Below are 18867 nucleotides of genomic sequence, written 5' to 3' on the forward strand. Positions count from 1 at the left end.
TTCCTTTAGATTCTTTGGTTGTTCCTCCCTATGAATGACACTTTTTGAGACTTTCTACTACATTGTCTATTTGAGGATTAAAATTCTAATTCTAAGTATAGAGAACTTCTTTCATTAGACTCCGTAACATCTTCACCTTTTAAAAGTGAATCATCACTGTCCATCAGTTTTAAGTTAAGCACCCAATAACCAGTCATTGTTAAGGATAAATCACCGTGATATATATTATCTGTTGTATCATAACTTAAATCTGTGTTGTTTGGTGAGCTATGATTACCCATACCTGGCATTCTTGGATCTAACATGATCCTGTAATCTTGTACAACAGGGAAAGACATCATGTTTTCCATTTTATATAACCCAATAATAAGATCATTAATGCCAATTATTGGTGCTTTTGGTTCAATAAGTGCTACGATATACTTTTTATTGTCACTCCCCATAAAACTTGCTACATTTTGTTTTTCAGATTGTATTACAGAAATAGTATCTGTAGCTGTGTAATCTTCATTGTCTATGGTGTATTCAAATGTTAATGACCAGCCAGAACCATTTGTATTAGTCATTTGGTATATTACAGAACCTTCATAGAGTGTTTTCTTATCTGTGATTTTTGTAATTGCAGATTTTGGACAAGAATGCTGCATAGCGGGCATTTTCATAACCGGCATCCAAGAGATGCTTAAATTTTCAAAATAAGAATCATTAGTATTATCTTTAATTCTTATAGTTACATTATTATAGCCTGTGGTGAACTTTCCTGTTTTGTTGTATAATTCAATAGTATGATCGGAATTTTTAATTTCTTGGATTTTAACGAGATTTTGAATCTCATCTACTATTGGAGTGTCGTTGTCATCGGTAGAACATCCTATTGTAGATAGGCTTATAATTAGGATTGGTATGATATACTTTAGTTTCATTTTAATGCTTTTATGTTTTTGAAAAATATGTAGAAACTCTGTCTCACTCATTTATATGAGTCAGAAGAACAGATAAAACCATAAGGTTTTTTAATACCATTTACAGTAAATTCAAACGATAACTGGTATAACAAAAAATTAACTAAGCATTAGGGGGAGGTGTTTCTACCTCTAAGAGTGTTTTGACGATTTTTGGCGAATTATGTAATAAGTAAACTCTGGGTAATATTAATTTGTTTGAATGAATATCTAGTATACCTGAAGTAAAAAAACAATAAATATCTAATTCTACTCTTTTATTTTCTTGAGAAGGGAATTGATTATTAGAATCGGGGTTGTTTTCTGCCAATTGTTTTGTTAAATGACATTTACCATGACAGCCTTGTTGATTCTCTTTTTGAATACATAGTGTTTTAGCAATAAAGTCTTGGTTAATAATAAAATCACCAATAATTGTTAAGGTGTTAATGTTATGTGCAAATAACATAATTACCAAAAACGATGCTATGATTTTATGTGCCAAAGCTTTAATCATGCTGCAAATTTAGAGTATAGTTATGTGTTAAAATATGATACATGTCATTCAATGGTAAAGTGTTCAAAGTATTTGGTTATATAAATTTGTAACTTTAATAGTGCTGCTTTTTTTACTGTAATATTGTTGACTTCCCTCATAATAGAAATTTCATCTAGCATAGGAACCAAAACAACATGTAACTGATCATGAGCCGTTCCCTTCATAGAACAATTTTTAATGATATAGCTGGTTTGCTTTGATAATGACTCACCCAGTAGTGTGTAATTTTGACCTTTTGAAGCTGTAAATTTTGTGATTAAGGAATCCATTTTTGTAATACCTGTATGAGTTTCATTATTTACGATCCAGGGTTTCTCTTGATTCAGTATTAGTGTTTCAAGAATGACACCTGTCTCTTTTTTAGCAGTATTATTTTTACAGCTAAAGCCTACAACAATAAGACATATAAATATTAAGTATCTCATAAAACGTGTAAATTAAAAGTCCTTCTTTTTCGATTTAAATATAATCCGTAATACAGGTAAAACAACCCATGTAGTTAGCATTATAAAAGATACGATAAGGCCAAAATTAGTTCCAAAGAATTTTTTAAAGACAGCTCCTGTATATCCTAATAATGCTGAAATATCTAATTTTAACAAAATAAGTGTTCGAGATAGATCAATGGGGTTTAACATGGTGCCAATGAGAGATAATTTGTCTAATGGATAATCTTCAAATAAGATCAAAGACATCAAAAACAAACCATCGTAAATAATGGCTAGAAATAACCAAAGCAAAATAGCATATCCAAAACCCTTAATCTTGTTTTCGTTAGTTAGTGCGATATTAAAAGCTAAAGCTGTAAAAATTAGTGTTAGAAACGTTCCTGTGATAAGTAATAAAGAGAAATCCCAAATGGCATTTGATTTGAATAAACCGTAAACAACAAAAGGAATCCCTAATCCTAAAATCAAACTCATAGATAAGGAAACGGCAACGCCTAGATATTGACCCAAAAATATAGATGAGCGTTTTAAAGGTTGTGCTAATAAAAGCTCAGTGAATTCCTTGGAATTATAATAATACATCACACCAAAAATGGTTCCTATTAAGGGGACTAGTACAATAATAACATTCATTAATGTAATGACTGCTTTTGATAAATCATTATTAAGGAACAGTAAAACGATTCCTAGTAATAAGTAAAAAGCGAAATATACATAACTCCAACGGCTACGCATTAAATCGAAAAAACTATATTTTAATATTTTAAGCATAATTTTGTTTCAATTTACAAACCTCTCGACTGCGCTTGAGAGACATTTTACATTCAGATTGTCAGGTCGAGCGCAGTCGAGACCTAATTAATTTAAGTTAATATAGACGCAATAGCGTGTTCAAAATCTGGTTGATTGGTTTTGTTTTTTAATTCTGAAATAGACCCCTTAAAGTAAATCTGTCCTTCTAAAAGAAAAACAATTTCATCTGATACCTCCTCAACAAAACTCATGATGTGAGAGGTGATTAATATGGTTTTTCCTTTCGCTTTTTCTGCTTGAATTAAATCCTTTAATCGTATAAGTGAAATAGGATCTAAGCCAGTAGTCGGTTCATCTAAAATAATTAAAGGACTGTCAAACATAAACGTTAAAACCAGATTCACTTTTTGTTTGGTACCGCCAGAAAGATTGCCTAATTTTTTATCTAAAAAAGGCTGTAGCGTAAAGAGTTCGATTAGGCGTTGATCTTCATTGGTATCTCCGCGCAAATCTTTTATCATTTTAATAAGTTCCTTAACTTTTAGGTTGTTAGGAAAATTCGCAATCTGCGGTAAATAGTCAATCTTATGTCTGTAACTAGAACTGTTTTTAATATGTTCTCCCTGAACCTTAATAGTGCCTTTGTTTGGAATAACCATCCCTAAAATAGATTTAATAAGTGTTGTTTTTCCAGATCCATTTGGTCCGAGGATAGCAAAAATGCCGCCTTCTGAAATGTTTAAATCAACACCACTGAGTACGATATTTTTATTGAATTTTTTATGTAAATTTTCAATGCTTACCATGTTATTCTCTTTGTTAGTGGATTGTTATCTAGTAAATTATCAGGCGTGAAAACTGGTGATACTTTCTCAGAAAAATCAATAATATCAATAAATAAACTACGCGATAGAATGATCGTTTCCGGGGTTCTGTTTACAATGTATGAAAAGAGTTTTACGGGTCTGTAAGGCACATCGCCAATACCATCTTTATTAAGGTCATAACCAGTATAACTCGTCCAGTAATTTTTATCAAAAACATTATCGTTTATCTTACTGTTATAGGATATATCAAAAGAATTATATAGAAAGTTGTTTTCTACAAAACTATTCGTGTAACAAGCACCTCGAACTTTAATGGCCCACCCATTATTAATGAAATCATTGTTTTTATAAACAATACGGTTTGAGCCTTCAATGTTAATACCAATGGTGTTTTCTTCAAAAGTATTTCCTCGAATTTCTGCGTCATTTATCTCTTTTAAAAGCATTCCATAGGAAGCTGTTCCCCAGTTTTCTTTAAAAGTATTATTTAGCATCTTTATTTTTTTTGAAAACATAACAGCAACACCAGCACCATTTTTTTCAAATAGATTATCTTGATATATATCATTATTAGAAAACATAAAGTGCAAACCGTAACGAAGGTTTTCTGCGCTGACATTATTTTTAATTAAACAATCATCAGAGAATTCTAAATAAATACCATCACGTACATGTTGTACAAAATTGTGTTCTATTTCAATATTTTTACTATACCATAATTGAATACCATTTCCGGAGTTATATTCTTCAACAGCATCTCCAATGATCTTGTTATGAAACACTTTTCCGTCTCTTGATTTTTCTAAATAAATTCCAAAAAATAGTTTTTCTAAAACTAAGTTTTGAATCACAAAATTCTTGCTTTTTCTTACTCGAATAGCAGCATAATCTTCAGTGTAGCTAGTTCCAACGTTTATAATGAATAAGCCATCAATCGTTACATTATCGGAAACAATCGTTATAATTTCACCTTTTAATTCACCATCGATTACTGGATAGTTTTCACCAATAATAGTGAGGGGTTTGTCAATTAAAATATTGTGTTCTTTGTAAGTGCCTTTTTTTACTAAAACTGTGTCAAAATCTTTTACAACAGAAATGGCTTTTTTTAAAGTTGAAATAGCACATGTACTACAAACCTCAATATTTTGAGCATATGTAGAGTAGGCCATTAAAATGGCTGCGAAAAAAAGCAATAAGTTTTTCATCTGTTTAAATTTTATTGTTTTTTATCTGTCAGATGTAATTCGCCATTTAATCTCGGTTAGTAGTATCAAGAATTGTTTTATGTCTCATTTCATAATACTAGCCTTTTAAATGTGCCAATAATGCTTCCCAATCGTATAGTGTACCTCCTTTTTCTTTTTGAATTTTTTTAGCATCCTCTTCAGATTTAAAAGCTGATAGAAATGCTCCCATAGGACTGGGTATATTTTCGCTTATTAAGAAGGTTGCTTGCGAAGCATCTATTAAAGCTTCTGGCTCATTATAATTGTTTGATAGATAGAGCTGGATTTCGGATATGTCAAATTCTTCAGTGAAATTGATCATACATTCTGTAGCGTCAAACTTATACACTTTACCTTTTTTTGTAACAATTTCAGCAGCATGAATTTTGTCTACAATAGTCATTTTACAAAAATGACAACCGTCTTTTCCATAATCAATAGCTTGTGGTTTTATATTGCAGCCGAAGCATAGCAGCAATAATAGTATTGTTGAGTATCGTTTTAGTGTTTGCATGTTTTAGTGTTTTTAGTCTTATCCCTAACCCTTTCTAAAGGAAAGGGAACTTAAGTATATCGAACCTTTCCCTTTGAGCAGGGTTTAGGATGGGATTTTGTTGTGTTTCTTTCCAAATAAATAGGCTATAAATGATGCTGCAATTCCAAAACCTAAGAAAAAAGCTCCTAGCATTGGATAAGAATGCGCTCTGAAATTTAAAATGTCTTTACTACCAAATAAAGGAGGTTGAAAGCCCATAACACTCCCATCTGGATTTGTGAATTTCATAATAGCTTTAGGGTCTAGATCATGACCGTAATCGTGTTCCCATAAATAGAAATCATAAAGCCCAGCACTGCTTAAAAGAATCATTAAAATAAACCAAAACAAGAACCATTTGTAGTTGCCTTTAAAAGCAATTATTAGACCTATGAGCGTGGTGATAATAATTCCTATAGGGAAAATTTTAAATTCTGGAATTGCCTCAGGAATATATTTCATTCCTACATAATGATTCATTAAATTAATGTTCTTAATATCATGTGGGTGTACATCAGAAAAATCATTAATATGAATATACATACCTAGCGGAGTAGGGTATTGTGGTGCTTCCAGTGTTATTTTCCAAAGAGGAAAAAAGAATAACCCTAATGGTAATAATGCTGCAATAAGCATGATTATATTTGATCTTTTCATCTTTATAATTCCCATAAATACGAGACTATCATTTTAAGTTATACTATTATTCTTTAGGGTATTAGCCTTATTTAGGAGCATTAAACATTCAATTATTAATTAGATGAATGTTTTTGAGATTACTGTCTTACCGAAACAAGTTCAGCACAAGTCGCAGGAATTTTAGTATTTTAAAAAGAAAGGCGAGAGCGAAATGAATAACTCTCGCCTTAAATAGGGAAATAAACACTAAAACAAAATTCCCCTTTTATTCAATGTCTTCACCGAGCGACCATTTTAATGGCGTATTAGAATTTGCTGGAGATACGCGAACATACCCTTGCATTTCTTGGTGTAATGCGGAACAGAAATCTGTACAGTAAAAAGGCCATACACCTACTTGTTTAGGCTCCCATAGGAAGGTTTCTGTTTGTCCTGGCATAATTAGTAATTCTGAAGTATTAGCTCCAATGATACTTACCCCATGAGGCACATCGTAATCTTGCTCTAAATTTGTTACATGGAAATATACTTTGTCTCCTACTTTAACACCTTCTATATTATCTGGTGCAAAGTGACTACGAATCGTGGTCATGTAAACATGAACTATTTTACCGTCTCTAACAACTTTCGTATCCGCTTCACTTAAAGCAGCATATGGGTGTTTGTTGTCTTCTAATTTGAAAAGTTTTTTAGAACGTGGTTTTATTAAATCAGCAGGGCATCCAGCAGCATAGTGAGGCTCTCCAATGGTTGGAAAATCTAATAATAGTTCCATTTTTTCTCCAGATATATCATAAAGCTGAGCTGATTGTGTTACTTCTGGACCTGTTGGTAAATAACGGTCTTTAGTAATCTTATTCATTGCTACTACATATTTGCCAAATGGTTTTTGTGAGTTTCCTCCAGGAATCATTAAGTGACCAACGGAATAGTAGCAAGGTTGTCTGTCTACAACGTCCCAAGTTCCTAATTTCCATTTTACAACTTCAGAAGAAATAAAGAAAGTGGTATAGGCGTTTCCTTTACCATCAAACTCAGTATGTAAGGGGCCTAAACCTGGTTGTTCTACAACGCCAGCTAATACATCTTCAAAATTTAAGATAGGAATACCATAAGCATCACCAGCTACTTTATTATTCTCAATGGCATCCAACATTTTAGTAAAAGAATGTACTGTTAAATTAGCAGATAGCTTCCCGTTACCAACAATATATTCGCCAGAAGGATCAACGTCGCAACCATGTGGGGATTTTGGAGTTGGTAAGAAATAAACGGCACCAGGGACGTCTAAAGGATTTACAATACGGACTTCTTTTTTCATAGTTGAAGTTGCCGAATGTGTTGCTTCATCGTAGACATTATGCGCATAGTTTGCTGGCATCATAGTACCACCACCATTATTTACATAGTCTTCAATTTTCTTCCAGTTAACAGCGGCAATAAAATCTTTATCATTTTGAGATGCGTTTACTTCCATAAGTGTGCTTGCCTCTTCTGTATTATAAGTAGTAAAGAAGAACCAACCATGAGATTTTCCACGACCAGGATGTGATAAATCATAATCAAAACCAGGCATTATTAATTGGAATTTAATATCCATATGACCATGTTCCGGGTCTATAGAGATAAAAGAGAGTGATCCTTTGAAGTTGCCTTTATAGTCTTTTATAGGCATGTCTTTTTGAGGAATCGGTACAGAAAAACGAGTACCTGCAACAACATATTCTGAATTTTCAGTTACAAAAGAAGAACTATGATTACCAGCACTATTAGGAACCTCAATGATCTCTGTAGTTTCAAAAGTTGATAAATCTATTTTTGCAATACGAGGTGTATTGTTCCCATTAATAAATACCCAACGACCATCTACAACACCATTTGTTTGAGAAATGTCTGGATGGTGAGCATCATCCCAAGGCACAAAACCGTGTGATGTATTTAGCATAGGTTTTGTTTCTTCGTTATATCCATAAGCTTTTTCTGCATCTTGGGAGAATACAGGGATTACTTTAAATAAACGTCCAGATGGTAAACCGTAAACAGAAAGTTGTCCGCTAAAACCACCAGAGATAAAGGCATAGAATTCATCATGTTCTCCAGGAGCTACATACACTTTTTCAGCAGCACTACTGGAAAGCGCTCCAGAATTATTAGACTTAGATGCATTATCACAACTTGTAAACGCTACAAGAACACTTAATAATGCAAGCGTAGATTTTAAAATATTTTTCATTGTCTTATTTAATTTAGTTAGTGTGTTTTAATTATTCCGCAGGAGGTAATAATACTTTATCAATAACATGTACAATACCATTACCAGCTGGTACACTTGCAATAATTTTGGCACCACCAATTAATGGTTCTCCATCTACAACGTCTACTTTAACATAGCCGTTATTTGCTTGCCCTAGTTTTTTAAACTTTTTAAGAAAATCTTTTGAGTAGTTTCCAGGAGTCACGTGGTATTTTAAGATATTAGCTAAAGCACCTTTGTTTTCCGGCTTCAATAAATTTTCGACAGTACCTTCTGGTAAGGCTTCAAAAGCCTCGTTAGTAGGAGCAAATACCATTAATGGACCAGCATTTACTAAAGCATTCTCTAACTCTGCTGCTTGAACAGCTGCCACTAAAGTTGTATGATCTTTAGAGCCAATAGCTATATGCAAAACTGTAGGTTTTCCTTCATCGTCTTTGATAAAAGCTTGTCCAGATTTTTCTTGTTGAACTGTTGCTTTTTCAGATTTTGAATTCGTCGAGGTCTCTTTACTTTCGTTTTTACAAGCTGTGAATGTTATAATGCACAGCAACATAAGAATAGTTTGCTTTAATGATTTCATCTGTTTGTATTTAGTTGTTAGTTAGCAGCCAGATCTGCCTGCTGGCAGGTAGGTGTCACTTGCATAGTAAATATTTCAGGTGGTATCGAAATTTTTAATTATGCTCATTTCATTTGGTTGTTATTTTAATGTTCTAAAATATTCTAATACAGCTCTGGCATCTTCTTCAGATAGGTTTTGGTTTGCCATAGGAGAGCCATTAAATTCAATAAGTAATGCTTTTGCTAATGGATCTTTTTGAACCATTTCATCTGGATTTAATATCATATTCAGAACCCATTCTGGAGAACGTCTGTCTAAAATATTTTTTGGAGCAGGTCCAATAAATTTTTTATCTGGTCTGTGGCAGGCTGTACACATTTTCTTGAATACATCTGCACCGTGAGTTGCCATGGTTTGATCAATTTCTGAAGGAAGGTTAATAGATGAAATAGGTCCAATACCTTTGTTATCTAAATCTATTTGTTTAGAAGCAGGTACAGACTCAACTTTTTTTATTTTATTTTCAGTAGGTGCTTTTTTTTCATAAGAAAACCCTTCTTTCTTTTTTTCTTCTTTACCACCACAGCTTATTAGAAATGATACTAATAATATCATTGCAATATTTAGTGTTTTTTTCATAAATGATTTAATTTAGTAGCACAAATGTAAAACCATATAGATCAATAAAATATGATAAAAATCATATTAAGGATGAAAACATCCTTTTTATATTTGTTCTATAGTTTACCATATTTAAATATGTTATCAAATTCATCAAAATATGCTATTAAGGCGGTGTTATTTTTAGCCTTAAATGCCAGCGAAAAAAAGAAGGTCATGGTTAAGAACATTTCTAAACCTATAAATGTTCCACAAGCTTATATTGCCAAATTATTGCAGCCGTTGGTTAAAGAAAAAATAGTGTCTTCTGCGAGAGGACCAAAGGGAGGGTTTTATTTAGATGAAACAAATTTGGAGCAACCTATAATTAGTATTGTGAATATTATAGATGGAGAAAAAAGATTGAATTCCTGCTTAATGAGTTTAAAAAAATGTAATGAAGAAAAGCCTTGCCCATTGCATAATGAGCTGAGTGCGTCAAGAGCTCAGATATTAAATAATTTAAGATCTAGAACTATTAAAGATTTGGTTAAAGAAGTTAAATTAGGAAATGCTTTTTTACCTCTTTAAAAGTAAAACCTGACAAAAGGTGCCCAAGGATCTATATAAATACTTTTGCTTTCGTCATATAAAACATCATATCTTACTCCAAAAGTAATATTGCCGTTTCTGTAACCAGCACCAAGAAATAAGGCAGGAGACCAATAGTTATCGTTAGGAATATCTAAATTAGTGTTATAGCGCCTGCTTACATTGAGTTGTTCATATTCGGCAGAAAGTTGTATTTCATTAATAACGTTAAATAAACCGATTAAACTACCACCTAAAATGGTTGATTTATAAACTCTCTTTTGACTATTAAATGTCCCATTGAGCCCTAAACCTAAAGCAAACGTTTTATCAAATTGGTAAATAGCACTAGGAGCCAGGGTTCCACTAAAAAAATCATTACCAAAATTCAATCCAATACCGCCACCAAAACGAACATGACTCCAGAAGTAACTGGTTTCCCGCTGTGCAGTTAAATTGTTCAGACTAAATAATACAACAAGAATAATTAAAAATATTTTTTTATTAATCATGAGCAATGTCTTCATCAAAATTAGAAATCGTTAAAAAATTAACAAGTAATAATCGCATATTCGTTAAAAGAGTATTACACGCTTATAAATATAGTCAAAGAAACATCTAATTTTAGTAAAAGTTGTATTTTTGGAGAATATTTTGACTAACCTACACGGGATTAAAAATAGCAATGGATAAATTTTCATTTTTAAACGCAGCACACACAGCATATTTTGCTGATTTATACGATCAATATTTACAGAACCCAGATTCAGTAGAACCTAGTTGGAGAGCTTTTTTCCAAGGCTATGATTTTGGTAGTGAGAACTACGGATTAGATGGAGAGATTGTAGAAGGTGTTTCTACTCAAATTCCAGAACATGTTCAAAAGGAATTTAATGTTGTTAAACTTATTGATGGTTACAGGATGCGTGGTCATTTATTTACTAAAACGAATCCAGTAAGAGAGCGAAGAAGTTATACGCCTACTTTAGAATTACAAAATTTCGGTCTTTCCGAAAACGATTTAGATACGGTTTTTAATGCAGGAGAAATTCTAGGTATTGGAGCTAAAACATTGCGTAGAATAATTACCCATTTAGAGAATATTTATTGTAGCTCTATTGGTGTTGAGTATATGTATTTGCGAAATCCGGAGGTTATTAGTTGGTGGCAAACTCAGCTTAATAAAAATGATAATCAACCTGATTATTCTGTAGAAACCAAAAAATATATACTTTCTAAATTAAATCAAGCAGTTACATTCGAAAACTTTTTGCAAACTAAATATGTTGGGCAAAAGCGTTTTTCTTTAGAAGGAGGAGAATCTTTAATTCCTGCAATTAGTAATGTACTTTTTTATTCGGTAGAAAAGTATGGTGTAAAAGAATGTGTTTTAGGAATGGCACACCGTGGACGTTTAAGTACGTTGGTTAATATATTTAGGAAACCACTGAATGAGCTTTTTAGTGAGTTTGATGGTAAAGATTTTGAAGATGAAAATATTGATGGTGATGTTAAATATCATTTAGGTTTAACCTTAGATAAAACCTATCAAAACGGAAAAAATATTAAGATGAATTTGGTGCCAAATCCATCTCACTTAGAAACTGTTGCACCGGTTGCAGAAGGTATTACACGTGCAAAGATAGATAGTGACTACGATGGCGATAATTCAAAAATATTACCCATTATAGTACACGGAGATGCTGCTATTGCAGGTCAAGGCGTTGTATATGAAGTCGGACAGATGAGTCAATTAAATGGCTATAAAACAGGAGGAACTATACATATTGTTGTTAATAACCAAATTGGTTTTACTACTAATTATTTAGATGCACGATCTAGTACTTACTGTACAGATGTCGCTAAAGTAACGTTATCACCCGTTTTACATGTTAACGCAGATGATGCCGAAGCTGTAGTACATGCCGTGGAAATGGCATTGGAATATAGAATGCGTTATAAAAAAGATGTATATATTGACTTATTAGGATATCGTAAATATGGGCATAATGAAGGTGATGAGCCTCGTTTTACGCAACCTAAACTATATAAAAATATATCTAAACACGCGAATCCATTTAAAATATATTCAGATAAGTTAATTGCAGAAAATACTATAGATAAAGCTTATGTAGATAAAATTGTTTCAGATTTTAAAGAGACGTTAGAAAAAGAATATGCTAAATCTAAAGAGGCAGAGTCTTCGAAAGTTAGAGAGTTTATGCAAGAGCGTTGGTCTGCATTTGATCGTAAAGGCGTAGATGGTATGCTTGAAACAGTAGAAACAAATTATCCAAAAGATAAATTAGAAAGCATTTCAAAAATAGTTTCTACAGTTCCGGAAGGCGTTAAATTTTTACGTAAAGCGGAAAGAATTCTTGACGGGCGTAAAAAAATGGTTTTTGAAACCGATACGCTTGATTGGGGTATGGCAGAGACTTTGGCTTATGGCAGTTTGATGGAGGAGGGGTTCAATGTACGTATTTCTGGTCAGGATGTAGAGCGAGGAACCTTTAGTCATCGTCATGCTATTTTACGTGATGAAATATCTGAAGAACGTATTAATCTATTAAATACTAATCCAGATAATAAAGGTCATATGGATATTTATAATTCCTTTTTATCTGAATATGGGGTACTAGGTTTTGATTATGGTTATGCCATGGCTAATCCAAATACATTAACTGTTTGGGAAGCCCAGTTTGGTGATTTTAGTAATGGCGCACAAATTATTTTCGACCAATATCTATCGGCAGCCGAAGATAAATGGAAGTCTCAGAATGGTATTGTTGTTTTGTTACCTCATGGATATGAAGGACAAGGGTCTGAGCATTCATCGGCGAGAATAGAACGTTATTTACAATTGTGCGGTGAGGATAATATGATTGTTGCAGATTGTTCTACACCAGCAAACTTTTTCCACTTATTGCGTCGTCAAATGAAACGTGATTTTAGAAAACCATTAATAGTATTCACACCTAAAAGTTTATTACGTCATCCAAAAGCAGTGTCGTCAATAAATGAATTAGCTACTGGTAAGTTTGAAGAAGTTATAGACGATACAATAGCTTCTAAAAATGTGAAAAAATTGGTTTTCTGTACAGGTAAATTCTATTACGATTTATTGGCTGAAAGAGAATTATTAAAAAGAGAAGATGTTGCCTTAGTGAGAATTGAGCAATTATTCCCATTACATTTAGAGAACATACAAGGGATTATAGATAAGTATCCAAATGTAGAAAACTATGTTTGGGCCCAGGAAGAACCTAAAAATATGGGAGCTTGGAGTTTTATGGCACAACGTATGGATTTAGTGAAGTTAGAAGTAGCTTCTCGACCATATAGCTCGGTGCCTGCACCAGGATCCAGTACACGAGATAAAAGAAGACAACGATCTGTAATTGATGCTGTGTTCAATATCGACTAGTTTATATTAAAAAAGAAATAATTCATATACAATTAAAATTATAAAGAATGATTTTAGAAATGAAAGTGCCTTCGCCAGGGGAGTCCATTACAGAAGTGGAAATAGCAACATGGTTAGTGGAAGATGGAGATTATGTAGAGAAAGACCAGGCTATAGCAGAGGTAGACAGTGATAAAGCAACATTAGAATTACCAGCTGAAGTTAGCGGAACCATTACACTTAAAGCAGAAGAAGGTGATGCCGTTGAAGTTGGAGCTGTTGTATGTTTAATTGATACCAGTGCAGCAAAACCAGAAGGAGATGCTCCTAAAGCAGAGAAAAAAGAGGAAGCTCCAAAAGTTGAGACTCCAAAACAAACTGCACCTGAAACAAAAACATACGCAACTGGTTCTGCAAGTCCTGCCGCTAAAAAGATTTTAGCAGAAAAAGGCATGGATGCCGCTTCTATTTCTGGAACAGGAAAAGATGGAAGAGTGACTAAAGAAGATGCTGTAAAAGCAGTACCATCTATGGGAACACCAACAGGAGGTAGCAGAGGAACATCACGAAGTAAAATGTCGATGTTACGTCGTAAGGTTGCTGAACGTTTAGTTGAAGCTAAAAATACAACGGCGATGTTAACAACCTTTAATGAGGTTGATATGTCTCCAATTTTTGCGTTACGTTCAGAATATAAAGAAACATTTAAAGCAAAGCATGGTGTAGGACTAGGGTTCATGAGTTTCTTTACTTTGGCGGTTGTTAGAGCATTAAAAATGTATCCTGCGGTTAATTCAATGATTGATGGGAAAGAAATGCTAAGCTATGATTTTTGCGATATTAGCATTGCTGTTTCCGGACCAAAAGGATTGATGGTTCCTGTAATGAGAAATGTAGAAAATTTAAGCTTTAGAGGTGTAGAGTCAGAAGTGAAACGTTTAGCTATTCGTGCACGTGACGGGCAAATTACGGTTGATGAAATGACAGGAGGAACTTTTACAATTTCTAATGGAGGTGTATTTGGTAGTATGTTATCGACACCAATTATTAATCCACCGCAAAGTGGTATTTTAGGAATGCACAATATTGTTGAGCGTCCAGTAGCAATTGATGGAAAAGTAGAAATACGTCCAATTATGTATGTAGCGCTTTCTTATGATCATAGAATTATTGATGGGAAAGAGAGTGTTGGGTTTTTAGTTGCAGTAAAAGAAGCTTTAGAAAATCCGGTAGAATTATTAATGAATAATGATATTAAGAAAGCTTTAGAACTTTAGTTCAAGTCCTAAATTTTGAAATAAAAAAGGGAGCTATCAACAACAATTGGTAGCTCCCTTTTTCTTCAACTTAACTAACTAAAACACATTATAAGGTTTATAGAAATAACAATAACGACCAAAACACCTAATCCTATCATACAGTATTTATCAATAACATCATTATCCTTTTCCATATGTTGTTACTTTAAACTTGTTATTTTTCTTAAATTTTTAGATTAAAAACTCTGCACCTATGTCAGCGCAGAGTTTTGTGAAAAATTCTCTCTCTCAAAGAATTATTAATAGCGCTGTAAAGGTATGTTGCAAGGGTGGAAAAAAAAATACGCAGTTCTACGTATTTTTAAATTAGAAGATACTATTTTAAAATAGAAGATACTATTTTAAAAAGCGAGAGCTCTAAATCATTACAATTTAGAGCTCTCTTTAATTCTCCCTAAGAACTAATTAATAGCACTGTAAAGATATGTTGCAGGCATGAAATAAAAAATACGCACTTCTACGTATTTTTTACAAATGTGCTTTATTTAAATTAGCCCAAATTGAAAGTGATGTAGGTTTTTTATCTAAGCCTAACTTAGCAACTATGTTGCTTCTATGCTTATCCACAGTACGAACAGAAATAGATAAGTCTTCTGCTATATCATGGCTTGTTTTATTTTCGGAAATGAGTTTTACTATTTTTAGTTCAGATTTAGTTAACGAGTTTAATATGTCTGGTTTTTGTTCTAACGTACTTGCGTTTAAATAAGATGCAATTTCTTCACTAAAATATGGTGTGCCGTTTATAACATGTTTAATGCAGGTTTCAATTTCCTCAATGGCAAATTCTTTTAAGATATATCCAAATACGTTAAATTCTTTGGCTTTATCGTAAAGTTCTTCTTCTTTATCAAAAGTAATCAGGATAACTTTAGTATTTAAATTGTTTTTTTTACAAGCTTCTGCGATTTCTAGTCCTGTTTTATGAGGCATTCTTATATCAAGAATGGCAATTTCTGGTTTTAGTTTTACTATAAGATTATAGGCAGTATTTCCATCCTGCGCACTTCCTATGATATTAAAACCCTTGGATGTCAAAAAATCAGTCAGACCTCTTAACATCAACGGATGATCATCAGCAATCACTATTGAGGTGTTCATTACTTGAGGAGAATTAAAATGCTATTAATTAAAAATGTAATTTACACTTATATATATGTTTAACTATATTTTTACAGTTTTAAATATAGATATTTCTTTTCATAATCTATTACGGCTTTAGCTTTTTTTAAGATATCGGCACCTATAATGCCATCAACAGGCTTAGAATTATGATTTATCAAAGCAGTATTTACATGAGTGAGATTAAATAAAACTAAAACTACTTTGTTGCGTTTCCATTTTCCAATCTTTATTTTATTTTTTTTAGACATTTTTGTTTCCATGTCTGTAGCACCTGCACCCGCAGCTTTAATAACAGAATCTTCTGTTTTTAGTTTAAACGTTTCAACAGCTTCAAAACCTACACAGGAATTTGATGCACCAGTATCTAAAATGAATAATCCTTTATGACCATTTATAGTTGCTTTTATTTCGAAATGATTTGTTTTGGTAAAGCGTAGTTTTACTTTAACGTATCCTTTGTCAAGAAGAAACTCTTGCAGTGTTTTTTCCATAAGATTTTTTAATTCTCAACAGTAAAAGTAATATAATCAGGATGATAAACAGGCTAATGACGATATAAATTAAATGACTATTGCTACTACTGGGCTCTTTTAATTCACCGTAATAAACAAAGGCGCTCCAGTAATAAGGCGATTTCTTTATGTTACTAATGGTCTCATCTTTTAAGTAATCTAATTTAGACTGATGGTTTGAAATATAAGCAGATCGATTGCTGCTATAATTTTTATAAAAGGATCGTATGATTTGAGACGTAGATAGATCGTTTATTTGCCATAAAGAAAACAGGACATTTTGTGCTCCAGCATATTGAAATCCGCGTGCTATACTCATGGCGCCTTCACCTTTATATAATTTCCCAACACCTGTTTCACAGGCACTTAAAACTACTAAGGTTGCATTTAAATTGAGGCTATATAGCTCGTTTAGAAACATAGTGTCTTCATAAAATTTGATATTAGCTGAAGTTGAAAAATCACCACTGCTAGCATGCGTAGATAAATGTATAATACTATAATCTGAACTCTTTTTAATGAATGTTTTTTTTGTGGCTTGATTTCTTAAAAAAATAGTAGAAGGTATTTCTTTTTTTATAGCGTCTGCCTCATCTATAGAATAGGTTAGATTGTTTTTTGTTTTTTCAAATACAGGAAAAAGCCCCAGAAGATTATTTTTCTTGTTTTTTCTGGCTTTTTTTAAATAAAAAGCTGCACTCGTATTGTAAACCACAGTCTGTTTTTTGACAACAAAAGGCATTTTTGAAAAGTTTGTTGTATTTGTTTTGGAGATAAGCAAAGCTTCAAATGGTACAAAATTCAACAATCCATCAGGGATTATAATAACGTTTTTGAAGGCCTCCGTTTTTGTAAGATTCAAGATATTATAAAGGGTGAAGGCAGAGGTTGTAAATTTGCTTATATCATTATTTATTATAGAAGCCGAATCAAATAAATGAATAAAATCTGTGATTTGTTTTTTGGTAGTTGTATCTAAATTGATTTTATTAAGGCTAATGCTTTTGCTAGAAATTATAAATTGATAGATGTCTTTCTTACCATAAAAGTATTCAATTAAAACAGCTTCATCTGTTAATAGTTTGTTTTGAAGATCACCGATTAAAAAATCAGTGTCACCTAACTCGGAGTATTTTTTATTTATAGTTTTTTTAAGTCCTTTTAATTTAATGCTAATCGTATTTAATTGATTACTTAGGCTTGAGATTACTGATGCTTGAGATTTACCTAATTGTTCATTAATTAGAAGAAATGTTATTTCTTCTTGCTTTTTAAATAAAGCAGCTTCTTTAAGTAATAAACTATCATTAGGGTATTTATTTAAAAGTGCTTTTTTTATAGATTTTTCTTTTAATACTCCCGACTTGTTTAATTCAGCATATTTAAAAGCAGAAAATAATAGGGTATCGTTTTTTGTGTTTAGGTATTCGTTAAAGGTAATATCTATACACGTTTCGCTACGAATTCTATTTGCTGCCTGATTCGATATTTTGTTTTCTTGCGAGGTCCAGTTGTTTTCTAATAATTTTGATACATAAAAGCTTAGATTGTAGTAATTAAGTGCCGATTTATAGTCTTTTTGGAGTGTTGCGTATAAATCAAAAATATCTATGAATGTGTTTTCTGCATACAAGTTGTTTTTATCAAGAAATTCAATAGATTCTGTATTTGGTAACAAAGTTTCTAGTGCTGAATTTAAATTGTTTTTAGCCTGATTTAAATTATTTAGTAATTTATTAAGTTGCGCTTCTTCAAAATAAAGTTTAGCAAGTTTTCTTCTTGGTAAGTCGCCTATCACAATATTTGTTTTTGCCTTATTAAAAGCTTTTAATGCCTCTGTATAATTACCATTTTGTAATTGAATTAGATAGTTACTTCTATACAAATTATAAGCGTTATGATTAATTCTTTTAGGAATATCTGAAACACTATTTATCATTTTTAATGCAATTTGACTGTCTATGTTTAATTCGATGATTTTTTGCTTTTGATATTTGCTAATGTTTTGTTTTTTAAGATAATTAGAGGTTAGGCTTAATACTTCTTTATACTTCCCAATAGTTTTATATAAGATAGCTAGATTGATTATGCCACTTATTTGATGTTTTTTATGATTACTTTTTTCGGCTAAGTAGATATACTGTTTTATTACATTTTCAGCATTCGTATAATCATCAGTTTTAGTATATAAGTTTCCGAGAGGGATCAAACAACTTTCAATTATATCGAAATGGGAAAATTTTGAAAGGTTGTTTGTTTTAAACCGATTTGAAGCATCCTCAAAAGTAGTAATCGCATCTTTTAGCTGGAAGATTTTCTCCAGATAAAACCCTTTATGACATTGTAAAAAAACAAGCGCTAATTGCTCACTTTTGCTTTTAACTTGTTTTTTGAATGTAGATTCTTGCTCGCTTAAGAGGTTTAAAGTTGCATTATTCGGATTGCTGATAAATGTTTCTGCAGCTACATAAATGTTCTCTTCTAAATTTTGAGAAATGGCAATGCCATAAATTAAAAAGAAAATTAAACTTAGTTTTTTCATAAGAATGAGCCTGCTAAAAGG

18 protein-coding genes are annotated in these 18867 nt (G+C 32.2%); 3 read left to right on the forward strand and 15 right to left on the reverse strand.

The features are described from left to right. Positions 1-77 precede the first annotated feature (77 nt). From Q4Q39_RS12660 to Q4Q39_RS12710, 11 genes are all read right to left on the reverse strand, one after another. Positions 78-923: a hypothetical protein gene (locus Q4Q39_RS12660; RefSeq protein ID WP_303282864.1), complete on the reverse strand. Its 846-nt coding sequence runs from the start codon at positions 921-923 to the stop codon at positions 78-80. Between the two features lie 142 nt (positions 924-1065). Continuing rightward, positions 1066-1458, reverse strand: a complete 393-nt coding sequence (locus Q4Q39_RS12665; RefSeq protein WP_303282865.1) for a hypothetical protein — start codon at positions 1456-1458, stop codon at positions 1066-1068. 44 nt (positions 1459-1502) lie between these two features. Continuing rightward, on the reverse strand, positions 1503-1925 hold the full coding sequence (locus Q4Q39_RS12670) for a hypothetical protein (RefSeq protein ID WP_303282866.1): 423 nt from the start codon (positions 1923-1925) through the stop codon (positions 1503-1505). A gap of 12 nt (positions 1926-1937) precedes the next feature. After that, positions 1938-2720, reverse strand: coding sequence for an ABC transporter permease (locus Q4Q39_RS12675; RefSeq protein ID WP_303282867.1), 783 nt, complete (start codon positions 2718-2720; stop codon positions 1938-1940). Between the two features lie 92 nt (positions 2721-2812). Further along, positions 2813-3508: an ABC transporter ATP-binding protein gene (locus tag Q4Q39_RS12680; protein WP_303282868.1), complete on the reverse strand. Its 696-nt coding sequence runs from the start codon at positions 3506-3508 to the stop codon at positions 2813-2815. Further along, positions 3502-4737, reverse strand: a complete 1236-nt coding sequence (locus tag Q4Q39_RS12685; RefSeq protein WP_303282869.1) for a nitrous oxide reductase family maturation protein NosD — start codon at positions 4735-4737, stop codon at positions 3502-3504. The genes Q4Q39_RS12680 and Q4Q39_RS12685 overlap by 7 nt, the downstream gene beginning before the upstream one ends. A gap of 97 nt (positions 4738-4834) precedes the next feature. Beyond that, positions 4835-5272: a nitrous oxide reductase accessory protein NosL gene (locus Q4Q39_RS12690; protein WP_303282870.1), complete on the reverse strand. Its 438-nt coding sequence runs from the start codon at positions 5270-5272 to the stop codon at positions 4835-4837. A gap of 84 nt (positions 5273-5356) precedes the next feature. After that, entirely contained in the window at positions 5357-5950 is a 594-nt protein-coding gene (locus Q4Q39_RS12695) for a hypothetical protein (RefSeq protein ID WP_303282871.1), read from the reverse strand. A 247-nt stretch (positions 5951-6197) separates the two neighbouring features. Beyond that, positions 6198-8165, reverse strand: a complete 1968-nt coding sequence (gene nosZ, locus Q4Q39_RS12700) for a Sec-dependent nitrous-oxide reductase (RefSeq protein ID WP_303282872.1) — start codon at positions 8163-8165, stop codon at positions 6198-6200. Positions 8166-8196: 31 nt separating this feature from the next. Beyond that, on the reverse strand, positions 8197-8769 hold the full coding sequence (locus tag Q4Q39_RS12705) for a fasciclin domain-containing protein (RefSeq protein WP_303282873.1): 573 nt from the start codon (positions 8767-8769) through the stop codon (positions 8197-8199). A 120-nt stretch (positions 8770-8889) separates the two neighbouring features. After that, positions 8890-9390 carry a c-type cytochrome gene (locus Q4Q39_RS12710; protein WP_303282874.1) on the reverse strand — a complete coding sequence of 167 codons (501 nt, stop codon included), beginning with the start codon at positions 9388-9390 and terminating at the stop codon, positions 8890-8892. Positions 9391-9441: 51 nt separating this feature from the next. Between Q4Q39_RS12710 and Q4Q39_RS12715 the strand changes: the two genes are divergently transcribed. Then, complete coding sequence (locus Q4Q39_RS12715) at positions 9442-9942, forward strand: RrF2 family transcriptional regulator (RefSeq protein ID WP_303282875.1); 501 nt, start codon at positions 9442-9444, stop codon at positions 9940-9942. Here the strand turns inward: Q4Q39_RS12715 and Q4Q39_RS12720 are convergent. Next, the gene (locus Q4Q39_RS12720) at positions 9939-10454 is read right to left on the reverse strand and encodes an alpha-ketoglutarate decarboxylase (protein ID WP_303282876.1); all 516 of its coding nucleotides are present in this window, start codon (positions 10452-10454) and stop codon (positions 9939-9941) included. The two genes, Q4Q39_RS12715 and Q4Q39_RS12720, sit on opposite strands and share 4 nt — an antisense overlap. Before the next feature lie 173 nt (positions 10455-10627). Between Q4Q39_RS12720 and Q4Q39_RS12725 the strand changes: the two genes are divergently transcribed. Beyond that, entirely contained in the window at positions 10628-13369 is a 2742-nt protein-coding gene (locus Q4Q39_RS12725) for a 2-oxoglutarate dehydrogenase E1 component (RefSeq protein ID WP_303282877.1), read from the forward strand. Positions 13370-13416: 47 nt separating this feature from the next. Beyond that, positions 13417-14625 carry a 2-oxoglutarate dehydrogenase complex dihydrolipoyllysine-residue succinyltransferase gene (gene odhB / locus Q4Q39_RS12730; RefSeq protein WP_303282878.1) on the forward strand — a complete coding sequence of 403 codons (1209 nt, stop codon included), beginning with the start codon at positions 13417-13419 and terminating at the stop codon, positions 14623-14625. Positions 14626-15135: 510 nt separating this feature from the next. Here odhB and Q4Q39_RS12735 read toward each other — a convergent pair. The 3 genes from Q4Q39_RS12735 to Q4Q39_RS12745 form a co-directional block, all read right to left on the reverse strand. Beyond that, positions 15136-15768, reverse strand: a complete 633-nt coding sequence (locus Q4Q39_RS12735; protein WP_303282879.1) for a response regulator — start codon at positions 15766-15768, stop codon at positions 15136-15138. A gap of 71 nt (positions 15769-15839) precedes the next feature. After that, complete coding sequence (locus Q4Q39_RS12740; protein WP_303282880.1) at positions 15840-16283, reverse strand: retropepsin-like aspartic protease family protein; 444 nt, start codon at positions 16281-16283, stop codon at positions 15840-15842. After that, positions 16252-18846, reverse strand: a complete 2595-nt coding sequence (locus Q4Q39_RS12745; RefSeq protein ID WP_303282881.1) for a CHAT domain-containing protein — start codon at positions 18844-18846, stop codon at positions 16252-16254. Before Q4Q39_RS12745 ends, Q4Q39_RS12740 begins: the two co-directional genes overlap by 32 nt. Positions 18847-18867: the final 21 nt, after the last annotated feature.

The sequence above is a fragment of the Flavivirga amylovorans genome (assembly GCF_030540875.1).
Taxonomy (GTDB): Bacteria; Bacteroidota; Bacteroidia; order Flavobacteriales; family Flavobacteriaceae; genus Flavivirga; species Flavivirga amylovorans.

Coding starts and splice junctions, on each gene's coding strand:
- Q4Q39_RS12660 (WP_303282864.1), bottom strand. CDS start 923: ATGAAACTAAAGTATATCATACCAATCCTAATTATAAGCCTATCTACA.
- Q4Q39_RS12665 (WP_303282865.1), bottom strand. CDS start 1,458: ATGATTAAAGCTTTGGCACATAAAATCATAGCATCGTTTTTGGTAATT.
- Q4Q39_RS12670 (WP_303282866.1), bottom strand. CDS start 1,925: ATGAGATACTTAATATTTATATGTCTTATTGTTGTAGGCTTTAGCTGT.
- Q4Q39_RS12675 (WP_303282867.1), bottom strand. CDS start 2,720: ATGCTTAAAATATTAAAATATAGTTTTTTCGATTTAATGCGTAGCCGT.
- Q4Q39_RS12680 (WP_303282868.1), bottom strand. CDS start 3,508: ATGGTAAGCATTGAAAATTTACATAAAAAATTCAATAAAAATATCGTA.
- Q4Q39_RS12685 (WP_303282869.1), bottom strand. CDS start 4,737: ATGAAAAACTTATTGCTTTTTTTCGCAGCCATTTTAATGGCCTACTCT.
- Q4Q39_RS12690 (WP_303282870.1), bottom strand. CDS start 5,272: ATGCAAACACTAAAACGATACTCAACAATACTATTATTGCTGCTATGC.
- Q4Q39_RS12695 (WP_303282871.1), bottom strand. CDS start 5,950: ATGAAAAGATCAAATATAATCATGCTTATTGCAGCATTATTACCATTA.
- nosZ (WP_303282872.1), bottom strand. CDS start 8,165: ATGAAAAATATTTTAAAATCTACGCTTGCATTATTAAGTGTTCTTGTA.
- Q4Q39_RS12705 (WP_303282873.1), bottom strand. CDS start 8,769: ATGAAATCATTAAAGCAAACTATTCTTATGTTGCTGTGCATTATAACA.
- Q4Q39_RS12710 (WP_303282874.1), bottom strand. CDS start 9,390: ATGAAAAAAACACTAAATATTGCAATGATATTATTAGTATCATTTCTA.
- Q4Q39_RS12715 (WP_303282875.1), top strand. CDS start 9,442: ATGATAAAAATCATATTAAGGATGAAAACATCCTTTTTATATTTGTTC.
- Q4Q39_RS12720 (WP_303282876.1), bottom strand. CDS start 10,454: ATGATTAATAAAAAAATATTTTTAATTATTCTTGTTGTATTATTTAGT.
- Q4Q39_RS12725 (WP_303282877.1), top strand. CDS start 10,628: ATGGATAAATTTTCATTTTTAAACGCAGCACACACAGCATATTTTGCT.
- odhB (WP_303282878.1), top strand. CDS start 13,417: ATGATTTTAGAAATGAAAGTGCCTTCGCCAGGGGAGTCCATTACAGAA.
- Q4Q39_RS12735 (WP_303282879.1), bottom strand. CDS start 15,768: ATGAACACCTCAATAGTGATTGCTGATGATCATCCGTTGATGTTAAGA.
- Q4Q39_RS12740 (WP_303282880.1), bottom strand. CDS start 16,283: ATGGAAAAAACACTGCAAGAGTTTCTTCTTGACAAAGGATACGTTAAA.
- Q4Q39_RS12745 (WP_303282881.1), bottom strand. CDS start 18,846: ATGAAAAAACTAAGTTTAATTTTCTTTTTAATTTATGGCATTGCCATT.